General features: G+C 67.0%; 10 protein-coding genes. All 10 read left to right on the top strand.

Annotated elements, in window-relative coordinates; all coding sequences use genetic code 11:
* Positions 1-283: 283 nt before the first annotated feature.
* Entirely contained in the window at positions 284-3787 is a 3504-nt protein-coding gene (dnaE, locus tag P6U28_RS14785) for a DNA polymerase III subunit alpha (protein WP_407122539.1), read from the top strand.
* A 130-nt stretch (positions 3788-3917) separates the two neighbouring features.
* A complete protein-coding gene (locus tag P6U28_RS14780; protein WP_122403043.1) occupies positions 3918-4661 on the top strand; it encodes a carbonic anhydrase in 744 nt (247 codons plus the stop codon).
* 166 nt (positions 4662-4827) lie between these two features.
* On the top strand, positions 4828-7314 hold the full coding sequence (locus tag P6U28_RS14775) for a caspase domain-containing protein (RefSeq protein ID WP_122403044.1): 2487 nt from the start codon (positions 4828-4830) through the stop codon (positions 7312-7314).
* 210 nt (positions 7315-7524) lie between these two features.
* Positions 7525-8520: a 30S ribosomal protein S2 gene (locus P6U28_RS14770; RefSeq protein WP_122403045.1), complete on the top strand. Its 996-nt coding sequence runs from the start codon at positions 7525-7527 to the stop codon at positions 8518-8520.
* Between the two features lie 133 nt (positions 8521-8653).
* A complete protein-coding gene (gene tsf / locus P6U28_RS14765; RefSeq protein ID WP_407122537.1) occupies positions 8654-9577 on the top strand; it encodes a translation elongation factor Ts in 924 nt (307 codons plus the stop codon).
* 61 nt (positions 9578-9638) lie between these two features.
* Positions 9639-10355 (top strand): UMP kinase, encoded by a 717-nt coding sequence (pyrH, locus tag P6U28_RS14760; protein ID WP_122403047.1) that lies wholly within the window; start codon positions 9639-9641, stop codon positions 10353-10355.
* A gap of 67 nt (positions 10356-10422) precedes the next feature.
* Complete coding sequence (gene frr / locus P6U28_RS14755; protein ID WP_122403048.1) at positions 10423-10986, top strand: ribosome recycling factor; 564 nt, start codon at positions 10423-10425, stop codon at positions 10984-10986.
* A 12-nt stretch (positions 10987-10998) separates the two neighbouring features.
* Entirely contained in the window at positions 10999-11757 is a 759-nt protein-coding gene (locus P6U28_RS14750) for an isoprenyl transferase (protein ID WP_036010029.1), read from the top strand.
* Entirely contained in the window at positions 11754-12596 is an 843-nt protein-coding gene (locus tag P6U28_RS14745; protein WP_122403049.1) for a phosphatidate cytidylyltransferase, read from the top strand. Before P6U28_RS14750 ends, P6U28_RS14745 begins: the two co-directional genes overlap by 4 nt.
* A 4-nt stretch (positions 12597-12600) precedes the next feature.
* The gene (gene dxr / locus P6U28_RS14740; protein WP_122403050.1) at positions 12601-13824 is read left to right on the top strand and encodes a 1-deoxy-D-xylulose-5-phosphate reductoisomerase; all 1224 of its coding nucleotides are present in this window, start codon (positions 12601-12603) and stop codon (positions 13822-13824) included.
* Positions 13825-13839: the final 15 nt, after the last annotated feature.

The following is a 13839-nucleotide window of genomic DNA, read 5'->3' as shown; positions in this document are numbered from 1 at the left end:
AGGCCATGTTCAGGGTTTTCGTCGAAGAAGCCGCCGCACTGGCGTCCATCACGCTGTTCGTCGGGATGATCGCGATCTGGGCGCAGGTGATTCCGCAGCTCTGATTCGCTGAGCTTCCGGCATGTTGGGGAAAAGCCGGATGACGGGGCGAAGCGGTCGCTCCTGCGTGGACTCTCGCGGCGCGACACCCCACCATTGTGAAGCGAGTCGGCCGGACGGGTGGATGATGCCCTAGGGCGCCGGCGACCGCTCTATCCCATCTGCAAGAGGCCGTCACGCGACCATGCCGAGCGCCGGATTTGTTCACCTTCACGTTCACTCGGCCTATTCGCTGCTCAAGGGCTCGATCAAGATCGCCAAACTTGCCGAGCTTGCGAAGAAAGACCATCAGCCCGCGCTGGCGCTGACCGATACCGACAATCTGTTCGGTGCGCTGGAGTTCTCCGACAAGATGGCGGGCTCCGGCATTCAGCCGATCGTCGGCTGCGAGCTGGCGATCGATTTCGGCGATCAGGATCCCAATGCGCGCAATGCGATCGGGCCGTCGCGCGTGGTGTTGCTGGCGGCGCAGGAGCGCGGCTATCGCAGCCTGATGCGGCTGAACTCGCGCGCGTTCCTGGAATCACCGGACAGCCATGCTCCGTTCATCAAATTCGACTGGCTCGAGGGCGAAACCGAGGGGCTGATCGCACTGACGGGCGGACCGGACGGGCCGATCTCGTTGGCGCTCGCCGGTGGTCTTGGCGAGCTCGCCGCGGCGCGCTGCGAGCGTCTGGCCGGCCTGTTCGGCGACCGCCTCTACATCGAGTTGCAGCGCCACAACACCGAAAAGGAGCGGCGCGTCGAAGGCGGCTTGATCGACATCGCCTACGCCAAGGGGCTGCCGCTGGTTGCGACCAACGAGCCGTATTTCGCGGCGACCGACGATTACGAAGCGCATGATGCGCTGCTGTGCATCGCCGGCGGGCGGCTGATCGCCGAGACCGAGCGCGAGCAGCTCACGCCGGATCACCGCTTCAAGACGCGCGCCGAGATGGCGGTGCTGTTCGCCGACATTCCGGAGGCACTCAGCTCGACGGTGGAGATCGCCGAGCGCTGCTCGTTCCGCCCCCTGACGCGCAAGCCGATATTGCCGTTCTTCACGGTCGGCGCCGCGTCGAGCTCGGATGCGGCCGCGCTGGAGGCGGCCGAATTGAAGCGCCAGGCGGAGGAGGGGCTCGCCAAGCGCCTGCGGGTCCACGGCCTGTCGCAGGGCACGACGGAAGAGACCTATGCCAAGCGGCTCGCCTTCGAGCTCGACGTCATCACCCGCATGAAATACGCGGGCTACTTCCTGATCGTGTCCGACTTCATCAAATGGGCGAAGTCGCAGGGCATTCCGGTCGGGCCGGGCCGCGGCTCCGGCGCCGGTTCGCTGGTCGCCTGGGCGCTGACCATCACCGACCTCGATCCGATCAAGTTCGGCCTGCTGTTCGAGCGCTTCCTCAATCCCGAGCGCGTCTCGATGCCGGACTTCGACATCGACTTCTGCCAGGACCGCCGCGGCGAGGTGATCAAATACGTCCAGGAGCGCTACGGCCGCGACCAGGTCGCGCAGATCATCACCTTCGGTACGCTGCAGGCGCGCGGCGTGCTGCGCGACGTCGGCCGCGTGCTGCAGATGCCCTACGGCCAGGTCGACAAGCTGACCAAGCTGGTGCCGCAGAATCCGGCCGCGCCGGTGACGCTGGCTGCGGCGATCGAGAGCGAGCCGAAGCTCCAGGCGTTCCGCGACGAAGACCCGATTGTGGCGCGCGCCTTCGACATCGCCCAGCGCCTGGAAGGCCTGACGCGCCACGCCTCGACGCATGCCGCCGGCATCGTGATTGGCGATCGCCCCTTGAGCGAGCTCGTGCCGCTCTACCGCGATCCCAAATCCGATATGCCGGTGACCCAGTTCAACATGAAATGGGTCGAGCCGGCGGGCCTGGTGAAGTTCGACTTCCTCGGCCTCAAGACGCTGACCGTGCTCGACGTCGCCTGCAAGCTGCTCAAGCCGCGCGGCATCCACGTCGATCTCGCCACGCTGCCGATCGACGATGCCGAGAGCTACCAGATGCTGGCGCGCGGCGACGTGGTCGGCGTGTTCCAGGTTGAAAGTCAGGGCATGCGGCGGGCGCTGATCGACATGCGCCCCGACCGTTTCGAGGACATCATCGCGCTGGTCGCGCTGTATCGCCCGGGTCCGATGGCGAACATCCCGACCTATTGCGCGCGCAAGCACGGCGACGAGGAGCCGGAATATCTGCACCCCCTGCTGGAGCCCATCCTGAAGGAGACCTTCGGCGTCATCATCTACCAGGAACAGGTGATGCAGATCGCGCAGGTGATGTCGGGCTATTCGCTCGGCGACGCCGATCTGCTTCGCCGTGCCATGGGCAAGAAGATCCGCGCCGAGATGGACAAGCAGCGCGACATCTTCGTCGCGGGCGCGGTGAAGAACGGCGTGCCGAAGGGGCAGGCCGAGACCATCTTCGAGCTGTTGGCGAAGTTCGCCGACTACGGCTTCAACAAGAGCCACGCGGCGGCTTACGCGCTGGTGTCCTATCACACCGCCTATATGAAGGCGCATTATCCGGTGGAGTTCATCGCAGCGTCGATGACGCTCGATCTCAACAACACCGACAAGCTCTCCGAATTCCGCTCCGAGGCGCAGCGCCTCGGCATCAAGGTCGAGCCGCCGAACATCAACCGCTCGGGCGCGACCTTCGAGGTCGGCGAGAACACGATCTACTACGCGCTCGCCGCGCTCAAGGGCGTCGGCATTCAGGCGATCGATCAGATCATCGCGGAGCGCACCAGAGGCGGCCTGTTCACCTCGCTCGCCGATTTCGCCGCGCGGGTCTCGCCGCGCGCGATCAACAAGCGCATCATCGAAAGTCTCGCCGCCGCCGGCGCCTTCGACGCGCTGGAGCCGAACCGGGCGCGCGTCTTCGCCGGTGCGGATGCGATCCTCGCCGCGTGCCAGCGGGCGCATGAAGCTGCGACCATCGGCCAGAACGACATGTTCGGCATGTCGGCGGACGCGCCGACCATCATGCTGCCGCAGGTCGAGCCGTGGTTGCCGGCCGAAAAACTCCGCCGCGAATACGACGCGGTCGGCTTCTTCCTGTCGGGACACCCGCTCGACGATTATGCCACCGTGCTGAAGCGGCTGCGGGTGCAGAGCTGGGCCGAGTTCTCGCGAGCGGTGAAGACGGGGGCCACCGCCGGCAAGGTCGCCGCCACCGTGGTCTCGCGCATGGAGCGGCGCACCAAGACCGGCAACAAGATGGGCATCATGGGCCTGTCCGATCCGACCGGCCATTTCGAGGCCGTGCTGTTCTCGGAAGGGCTCGCGCAATATCGCGACGTGCTGGAGCCGGGCGCGGCCGTGCTGCTGCAGCTCGGTGCCGAGCTTCAGGGCGAGGACGTCCGCGCCCGCGTGCTGCATGCCGAGCCGCTCGACGCCGCCGCCGCCAAGACGCAGAAGGGTCTGCGCATCTTCCTGCGCGACACCAAGCCGCTGGACTCCATCGCCAAGCGTCTCGCCGGCCCCGACATGGCCGCTTCGAACGGCGCCGCGCCGAAGGTCGGCAGTCCCGGCATCGCACCGCGCTCGAATGGCGACGGCGAGGTCTCGCTGGTGATGATGCTCGACCTCGAGACCGAGGTGGAGATGAAGCTGCCCGGCCGCTTCAAGGTTTCGCCGCAGATCGCCGGCGCGATCAAGGCGGTGGCGGGCGTGGTGGACGTGCAGCAGCTCTGACGTTGTCAGCTCCGCCGCAAACCAACGCTTAACTATCAAGCCCCCGTGTGGTATCGAAGCCTGTCCGGCGCAGCTATGAGTTGTGTGCCGGACAATCGCGTTCGGCGGGTCGTCAGGGAGGACAACAGCCATGTGCGATAAATGCTCCCAAAATCTACAGCAATCGCTCGCTCCTTCGCGGCGCTCCATGATGCTCCTTGCTGCTTCGGCGCTCGGAGCGGCGGCGTTCGGCGGGGCCGCTTTGGCCAAGGAGGCAAAGGCGCCGCCGAAGCCGCAGAACGTGCTGTCGCCCGATGCGGCGCTGAAGCGGCTGATGGAAGGCAATGCGCGCTACGTGTCGGGCGTGTCGCGCCGCCACGACTTCAGCCACGAGCGCGAGGCGTTGGTCGGCGGTCAGAATCCTTACGCAGCGGTTTTGAGCTGCGCCGATTCACGCATCGCGCCCGAATATGCCTTCGATAGTGGACGCGGAGACCTGTTCGTGTGCCGCGTCGCCGGAAATTTTGCCGGCGATGAGACCGTTGCCAGCATGGAGTACGCCGTCGCCGTGCTCGGCACGCCCCTGATCCTGGTGCTCGGCCATGACAGTTGCGGTGCCGTCGATGCGACCATCAAGGCGTTGAAGGACGACAAGCCGCTGCCGGGGCACATCCCCACGCTCGCCGCCGCGATTGCGCCGGCGGTGAAGACCGCGGCCCAGCAAAGCGGGAACGCGCTCGACAACGCCATTCGTCAGAACGTCATCGACAACGTCGCCAAGCTGAGATCGGCTGCTCCGATCCTCAACGCAGCGGCCGAGCAGGGTAAGCTCAAGGTGGTCGGCGGTATCTATCGGCTGAGCACGGGGACCGTCGAGTTGCTTGCCCAGGGCTGAGCCTGGGCCGCCCTTTCGAGCTGACATGAGGCTGACCTGGAGCTGACGCCCGCGGCGGCGCGGCCACGCCAGCGCCTCAATCCGAGCTTTTCGTTCAACCGCCGTTCAGCCGGCTGCGCGCCTCATGCGTGGTGGCACCTCAACAACAAAAGCGGGCAAGCAAGCCATGCGTGGGACACTCAGAGCCTTCATCTGCCTTCTGCTGCCGATCGTGGCTCTTGCCGCCGCCGCGCCGGATCAGGCGCGCGCGCAGCAGCCGGAAAAGCGCATTGCACTCGTGGTCGGCAACGGCGCCTATGCCAAGTCGCCACTGGCGACGACGGCCAATGATGCCGGCCTGATCGCGCAGACGCTGCAGGCGGCCGGCTTCGATGTGGTCGGCGCGCGCGATCTCGACGGCGACACGCTGCGCAAGAGCATGCGCGATTTCATTCAGAAGGCCCAGGCTTCGGGACCGGGCACCGTCGCGATGATCTATCTCGCCGGCTACGGCGTGCAGCTGGCCGGCGAGAACTATTTCATCCCGGTCGATTCCAACATCACCCGCGACACCGACATACCGACCGAGGCCATGCGCATCAGTGACTATGCGCGCCAGCTCGCGTCCATTCCGCTCAAGGCCAATATCGTGGTGCTCGACGCGGCCCGCGCGCAGCCCTTTATCGAAGGCGGTCAGCCGATCGCGAGCGGTCTGGCGCTGGTCGAGCCCGAGGCGAACATGCTGATCGCCTTCAACGCCGCGCCCGGCACGGTGGCGCCGGAGGAGAAGGGGCCGTACGGAATCTATGCACAGTCGCTCGCCGAGATGATCCGCACCGGCGGCCTGCCGCTGCCCGAGGTGTTCGACCGCGTTCGCCTGCGCGTCAACGAGGCCTCCAAGGGCGCGCAGGTGCCCTGGAATGAGCAGAAAATATCGGCGCAATTCTCTTTCTTCGAGCGCGGACCCGATGCGCCGCCGCCGGAGGCTGCGCCCGACCAGGTCGCCGCAATCCGGAGCAAGCCGATCCGCGATCTCGGCGTGCAGGATGCCTATGCCGCCGCGCTCGAGCGCGACACCCTGGCGGCCTATGAGGAGTTTCTCGTGGCCTATCCCGGCGATCCGCTCGCCAAGCGCGTGATGGCGATCGTCGCCGCACGCCGCGAAGCCATCACATGGCGACGGACCTATCGGACCGACACGCCGGAGGCCTATTGGTCGTATATGCGCCGCTATCCGCGCGGCCCGCATGCGGCCGATGCGCGCCGACGCCTGGCGATCCTCACCGCGCCGGCCGAGCCGCCGCCGACCTTTGCGATGATCGACTACGACGTGCCGCCACCGCCTCCGGAGGAGGTGGTCTATGTCGATCGTCCGGTGCTGTATTTCAGCGATCCCGTGTTCGACTTCGTGCCGCCGCCGCCGCCGCCGGTCTATTTCTGTCCGCCGCCGCCGCCCGATTTCGTCGTGCTGCCGCCGCCGCTGCCCGTGGTCGGCCTGTTCGTGCTGCCGCAGCCGGTGTTCGTGCCGATCCCGGCGTTCTATAGTCCGCCGGTCTATGTCGCGCCGCCGCCGAACAACATCATCTTCAATAACATCCACAACACCACGGTCATCAACACCGTGATCAACCAGCCGCCCGCGCCGCCTGCGGGCGCCGCGGCCGGGCCGACGAGCCTGGCACCGGCCGTCGCCGGCCGTGCCACGCCGGCAGGTCCCGCTGTCCCGCAGGCCGTCGTGCAGCGCGCCGCCTTGATCCAGCAGGGAAAGGCGCCACTGCCGCCGAGCGCAACGATCCAGCCGACCGCGAGGCCCGTGACACCTCCCGGGACACCGGCGAATGTCGCGCCCACTGCGGCGCCATCGCCCGCGCCACAGACCAAGTTGCCTCAGGCCAACACGCTGCCGGTTCCCGGCGCGCGTGGTGGTCCGCCAGCACCTCCGGCCGGGGCAGGACCTCTGCCCGGCGGCAGGCCCATGCCGCCGACGGCAACCGCACCCGGCACGACGCTGCCGACGCATCCGGGGGCGCCAACGGCCGCGGCGCCCGCCACGACGCTACCGGGGCATCCTGGTGCGCCAACGGCGGCCGCTCCCGCGACCGCTGCGCCCGGCCAGCCGCCGAAGCCGCCAGTGGCACAGACCCCGCCCGGGACCGGTCCTGCCGAGCGCGCCAAGTCCGCGACGCGCGAGCCGGCCGGCTTGCCGCCGGCGACCAACCCGTCCTCGGCCGCCGCCGGTCGGCCGGGCGCGCCGTCGCCTTCGGCCGCGCGCGAGCAGATCAGGTCGCCGAATCAGCCACCGCCTGCTCCGGCGCAGGCCGCCCGGCCTGCTGCACCGCCGCGGCCGCAGGCCGTGGCACGACCAACGCCTCCGCCGCCGGCAGCAGCGCTGCGCGCGGCGCCGCCGCCTCCGCCGCGTGTCGCATCGCCTCCGCCGACGCGGAACGCTCCGCCGGTGGCGGTCGCACGGCCTGCGCCCCCGCCGGTGGCCCGCCCGGCGCCTCCACCAATGGCGCGGCCCGCGCCTCCGCCACCGGCAGCCCGGCCGGCGCCTCCGCCGCCGCCCCGGATGGCTGTGGCACCGCCGCCGCCGCGTCCGGCAGCCCCACCGCCGCGGCCAGCGGCCCCGCCGCCGGCGGCAAAGAAGTGCCCGCCGAACCAGCCGAAATGCTAGGATACGGCGCGCGGTTGACGGACCAGGCGTTCGGCGGGCGAGACCCGCCCCCGAAAGGCCCTTATTTCCTTGCTTCTGGCCGAAATGGCGCTATATAGCGCGCCATCTCACACGGAAACATGGCTCACAAGGCCGTCCGGTGGCAGCCGGGGCGAGAACGCTCCGTTTTGCTCACACGTTTCCGGAGGAACCAACCGGAGAATTAGAACGATGGCGCTACCCGACTTCACCATGCGTCAGCTGCTCGAAGCTGGCGTGCACTTCGGCCACCAGGCCCACCGCTGGAATCCGAAAATGGCTCCGTTCATTTTCGGCACCCGCAACAACATCCACATCGTCGACCTCGCTCAGACCGTGCCGATGCTGCACCAGGCTCTCCAGGCCGTCAGCGACACGGTGGCCAAGGGCGGCCGCATCCTGTTCGTCGGCACCAAGCGCCAGGCGCAGGACGGTGTTGCGGACGCGGCCAAGCGCTGCGCGCAGTATTTCGTCAATTCGCGCTGGCTCGGCGGCACGCTGACCAACTGGAAGACGATCTCGGCCTCGATCAAGCGCCTGCGTCACCTCGACGACGTGCTCTCGAGCGGAGAAGCCAATTCCTACACGAAGAAGGAGCGCCTGACGCTGCAGCGCGAGCGCGACAAGCTCGACCGCTCGCTCGGCGGCATCAAGGACATGGGCGGTCTGCCCGACCTGATCTTCGTGATCGACACCAACAAGGAAGACATCGCGATCCAGGAAGCCCAGCGGCTCAACATCCCGGTCGCCGCGATCGTCGACACCAATTCGGACCCCAAGGGCATCACCTATGTGGTCCCCGGCAATGACGACGCCGGCCGCGCCATTTCGCTGTACTGCGATCTCGTTGCGCGTGCGGCGATCGACGGCATCTCGCGCGCCCAGGGTGATTCGGGCATCGACGTCGGCGCTTCGGCTGAGCCGGTCGCCGAAGAGCTTCCGGCGCCCTCGTCGAGCGGCTTCCAGGGCCTTGCGGGTCCGCGTGGCACCGCCGACGACCTCAAGAAGCTCCCGGGCGTGTCGGGTGCGATCGAGAAGAAGTTCAACGATCTCGGCATCTTCCACTACTGGCAGCTCGCCGAGCTCGACCACGACACCGCGCTCACGATCGGCGAAGAAGTCGGTCTGCCGAGCCGTGCGGATGCCTGGGTGGCCAAGGCCAAGGCGCTGACCGCGGAAGCGGAATAGTCAAAAAGAGCGATGGGTTGGCCGGATAGGATCCGGCCACCATTTCAGTTGACGCGAATCCCTGAGATGGACCGCGGCGGGGCGCTTCGATGCCGCGCTGCGGCAAACCGCCAGGCACAAAGGATTTTCAACGATGGCAACGATCACAGCTGCGATGGTCAAGGACCTGCGCGAGTCGACCGGCGCAGGCATGATGGACTGCAAAGCCGCGCTCACGGAGACCAACGGCGACATGGAAGCGGCGCAGGACTGGCTGCGCAAGAAAGGTCTGTCCAAGGCCGCCAAGAAGTCCGGCCGCGTCGCGGCCGAGGGCCTGATCGGCGCACTCACCAAGGGCACCAAGGGCGTCGTGGTCGAGGTCAACTCCGAGACCGACTTCGTCGCGCGCAACGGCCAGTTCCAGGGCCTGGTCAAGATGATCGCCCAGGTCGCGTTCGACGTCGGTGCCGATGTCGAGAAGATCAAGGCCGCCAAGGTCGGCGACGTCACGATCGAAACCGCGATCAATGATGCGATCGCCACCATCGGCGAGAACATGACGCTGCGCCGCGCCGCCCAGCTCGAGGTGAGCCAGGGCCTGGTTTCTCACTACGTCCACGGGGCCGTCGTCGAAGGCGCCGGCAAGATGGGCGTGATCGTGGCGCTGGAATCGCCGGGCAAGGCCGAGGAGCTCGCCGCGCTCGGCCGTCAGATCGCGATGCATGTCGCGGCGGCCAACCCGCTGGCGCTCGATCCGTCGGGCCTCGATCCGGCCGTGGTCAAGCGCGAGAAGGACGTGCTCGCCGACAAATACCGTCAGCAGGGCAAGCCCGAGAACGTGATCGAGAAGATCGTCGAGTCCGGCCTCAAGACCTACTACAAGGAAGTCTGCCTGCTCGAGCAGGCCTTCATCCACGACACCGGCAAGTCGGTGGCGCAGGCGGTGAAGGAGGCTGAAGGCAAAGTCGGCGGGCCTGTGAAGATCGCCGGCTTTGTGCGCTATGCTCTCGGCGAGGGAATCGAGAAGCAGGAAAGCGACTTCGCGGCCGAGGTCGCCGCTGCCAGCGGCAAGAAGTAAGCGCCGGAACACCTCCTTCCGGCGTGCCGCCGGAAGCGGCGCCCGGAGAAGGAAAGTGCTCATGACTGATCCGGTCTATCGTCGCGTCGTGATCAAGCTGTCCGGCGAATATCTCGCGGGGCAGCAAGGCTTTGGCATCGATCAGCCGACAGTCGACCGGGTTGCGGACGATCTGATCGCGGCCCGTAATCTCGGGACCGAGGTTGCGGTCGTGATCGGCGGCGGCAACATGGTCCGTGGCGTCGAGGTCTCCTCCCGCGGGGTGTCGCGCACGACCGGCGACACCATGGGCATGCTCGCCACCATCATGAACTGCCTCGCGCTGGAAGCGGCGATCGAGCGCAAGGGCACGCCGGCACGGACGCTGTCGGCCTTCGTCATGCCCGAGATTTCCGAGCTGTTCACCCGCACTGCGGCACACAAATACCTCGCCGAAGGCCGGATCGTGCTGCTTGGCGGCGGGACGGGCAATCCGTTCTTCACCACCGACACGACCGCGGTGCTGCGGGCCGCCGAGATCGGCGCACAGGCGGTTCTGAAGGCGACCAATGTCGACGGGGTCTACTCGGCCGACCCGAAGAAGGATCCGGCCGCGACGCGGTTCGACCGCCTGACGCATTCGCAGGCGATCGCGGGTGGTTACAAGGTGATGGATGCGACCGCCTTCGCGCTTGCCCGCGAGACATCGCTGCCTATCATCGTATTCTCGATCGCGGAGCCGGGCTCGATCGGCGCGATTCTGCGTGGCGTCGGCCACGGAACCATCGTCGCCGGCTGACGGCTCGTCTGGCGCCCCCCGAGGGAAGGGCGCGGAGCGGTCGCCGGGATTTTGAAGGAGAAACGTGATGGCCACGGGTAATTTCGACCTCAACGAAGTGAAGCGCCGCATGCAAGGCGCCGTCCAGTCCCTCAAGCACGAGCTCGGCGGCCTGCGCACCGGCCGCGCCTCCGCCTCGATGCTCGATCCGGTGCAGGTCGAGGCTTATGGCAGTCACATGCCACTCAATCAGCTCGCCACGGTCAGTGTGCCGGAGCCCCGGCTGATCTCGGTGCAGGTCTGGGACAAGTCGATGGTCAAGGCAGTGGAGAAGGCGATCGTCGATTCCAATCTCGGCCTGTCGCCGGCGACCGAGGGGCAGGTGCTGCGCCTGCGCATTCCCGAGCTCAACGAGGAGCGGCGCAAGGAGCTGGTGAAGGTCGCGCACAAATATGCCGAAGCCGCCAAGGTCGCCGCGCGCCATGTCCGCCGCGACGGTCTCGACGTGCTCAAGAAGCTCGAGAAGAATCACGAGATGTCGGAGGACGATCAGAAGCGTCACGCCGACGAGGTGCAGAAGGCGACCGACGGCACCATTTCCGAGATCGACCAGTTGCTGGCCGCCAAGGAAAAAGAAATCCTCACCGTTTAAGGCATCGCCTTCATGTCCAACGCCGCCGCGCCCGCAACGGAAGGACCCGATAGGTCCGAAGCGCCTGCGCATGTCGCCATCATCATGGATGGCAACGGGCGCTGGGCGGCCGCGCGCGGCTTGCCCCGTGCGGAAGGGCATCGCCGCGGTGTGGACGCGCTGCGCCGCGTGGTGCGCGCCTCGCACGAACTCGGCATTCGCTATCTCACCATCTTCTCGTTCTCTTCGGAGAACTGGTCGCGCCCGGCGAGCGAGATAGGCGATCTGTTCGGTCTGCTGCGGCGCTTCATCCGCAACGATCTGGCGAGCCTGCATCGCGACGGCGTCAAGGTTCGCATCATCGGCGAGCGCGAGGGGCTCGAAAGCGATATCTGCGCGCTGCTCAACGAGGCCGAGGAGCTGACGCGCGACAACACGCGCCTGACGCTCGTCGTCGCCTTCAACTACGGCTCGCGGCAGGAGATCGCGAAAGCGGCGCAGAAGCTCGCCCGCGAGGTCGCGGAAGGCAGACGGGATCCTGCCACGATCGACGCCGAGACACTGGGGGCGCATCTCGACGCGCCCGACATTCCCGACCCCGATCTCATCATCCGCACCAGCGGCGAGCAGCGCCTGTCCAATTTCCTGATGTGGCAGGCCGCCTATAGCGAGCTCGTGTTCGTGCCGATCCACTGGCCCGACTTCGACAAGGCGGCACTCGAGAGCGCGATCGCCGAATTTGCCAGGCGCGAGCGCCGTTTCGGCGGCTTGGTCGCAAAGACCGCCTCGTGAGCGAACCCGACGCCGCACCGGCGGGCTCTCAGCCCGCCCCGAGCAATCTCGTGCTGCGAGTCCTCGCAGCACTGGTGCTGGCGCCGCTTGCCGTTGCGCTCGCCTACGCCGGCGGCTGGCTTTGGGCGCTGCTCGTCACCCTGGTGTCGATCGGGCTGTTCGCGGAATGGCTGACGGTGGTGGGCGCGAGCTCGGTTGCGCTGACGGGGGCGGGGACCATCGTCATCGCCACCATGGGATTCTGCGTGACCTTCGGTGCGCTGAAGACCGCCATCATCACGGGCTGCATCGGCGGTGCGATCGTGATGCTGATTGCGCGAGGCAAGTTCGTCTGGGCGGCGACTGGATTTGCCTATGCATCGGCGGCGCTGCTGGCCTCGATCCTGGTGCGGAAGGATCTCGTCAACGGCTTCTCCGCACTGATGTTCGTGCTGCTCGTGGTGTGGGCGACCGATATTGGCGGCTATTTCGCCGGCCGCAGCATCGGCGGGCCGAAGCTGTGGCCGCGCGTCAGTCCGAAAAAGACCTGGGCCGGAGCGCTCGGCGGCTTTGCGGCGAGCCTTGTGGTTGCGGCCGGATTTGCCGCCTGCGGGATCGGAAAGGCGGTTCCACTGCTGCTCGTCAGCGCCGTCCTGTCGGTGGTTTCGCAGCTCGGCGATCTCTTCGAATCCGCCGTGAAGCGGCGCTTCGGGGTCAAGGATTCCAGTCACTTAATTCCCGGTCATGGCGGGCTTCTGGACCGTCTGGACGGTTTTGTCGCCGCCATCCTGGCGGCATGGATTATCGGCTTCGTCCGCCATGGTGTGCATAGCGCCGGAAGCGGTCTTATGGTTTGGTGAGGATATGAGCGCGGTCCCATTGCGTAACAACAGGCTTGCTGCGTCCGACGTCCGCAGCGTCACGGTCCTCGGCGCCACCGGCTCGATTGGCGACAGCACGATGGATCTGTTGCGCGCCTCGCCCGAGCGCTACCGCGTCGAAGCGCTGACGGCGAACGGCAATGTCGCAGCGCTGGCCAAGCTCGCCAGGGAATTCTCCGCGCGCTTTGTGGCGATCGCCGACACCTCCAAGCTCGCCGAGCTCAAGGCCGCACTGGCCGGCACCGGCACCGAATGCGGCGCCGGCGAAAGCGCGGTGATCGAGGCCGGCGCGCGTCCGGCCGATTGGGTGATGGCGGCCGTGAGCGGCGCTGCCGGACTGAAGCCGGCGCTGGCGGCGGTCGACCGCGGCGCCCATGTCGCGCTCGCCAACAAGGAATGCCTCGTTTGCGCCGGCGATTTCTTCATGCAGCGCGCGGCGAAAGCGGGTGCCTGCATCCTGCCCGCCGATTCCGAGCACAACGCGCTGTTCCAGGCGCTGAGCTCAGGTAACCGTGACGAGCTCGTCCGTGTCATCATCACGGCCTCCGGCGGCCCGTTCCGGACCTGGAAGCCTGCCGACATCGAGCAGGCGACGCTCGATCAGGCCCTGAAGCATCCGAACTGGAGCATGGGCCAGAAGATAACGATCGATTCCGCCTCGATGATGAACAAGGGCCTCGAGGTGATCGAGGCATCCTATCTGTTTGCGCTCTCGCCGGACGAGATCGACGTTCTCGTTCATCCGCAGTCGATCATCCACGGCATGGTCGAGTTTTCCGACTGCTCGGTGGTCGCCCAGCTCGGCGCGCCCGACATGCGCACGCCGATCGCGCATTGCCTCGGCTGGCCTGATCGCATCAAGGGGCCGGCGGCCAAGCTCGACCTTGCCAAGATCGGTCAGCTGACTTTCGAAGCGCCGGACTTCGAGCGGTTCCCCGGACTACGGCTGGCTTACGATTCGCTCCGAACCGGGAAGGGGGCGACCACGGTTTACAACGCCGCCAACGAGGTCGCGGTCGCCGCCTTCATCGCCGGCAAGATCCGGTTCGGTGCGATTGCCCGGCTGGTCGAGGCGACCCTTGACGATTGGATCAAGGGCGGGAATCAGGCGCCCCTGACGTCCGCCGACGATGCAATCTCCGTTGACCATGTTGCTCGAAATAGGGCTGCCGCCCTATTGCCTCAAATTGCCTTAAAGGCATCCTAGTTGGTTCGCGACCAG

The organism is Bradyrhizobium sp. STM 3561 (assembly GCF_045571455.1).
Taxonomy (GTDB): domain Bacteria; phylum Pseudomonadota; class Alphaproteobacteria; order Rhizobiales; family Xanthobacteraceae; genus Bradyrhizobium; species Bradyrhizobium vignae.
This window is presented reverse-complemented; position numbering and strand designations above follow the sequence as displayed.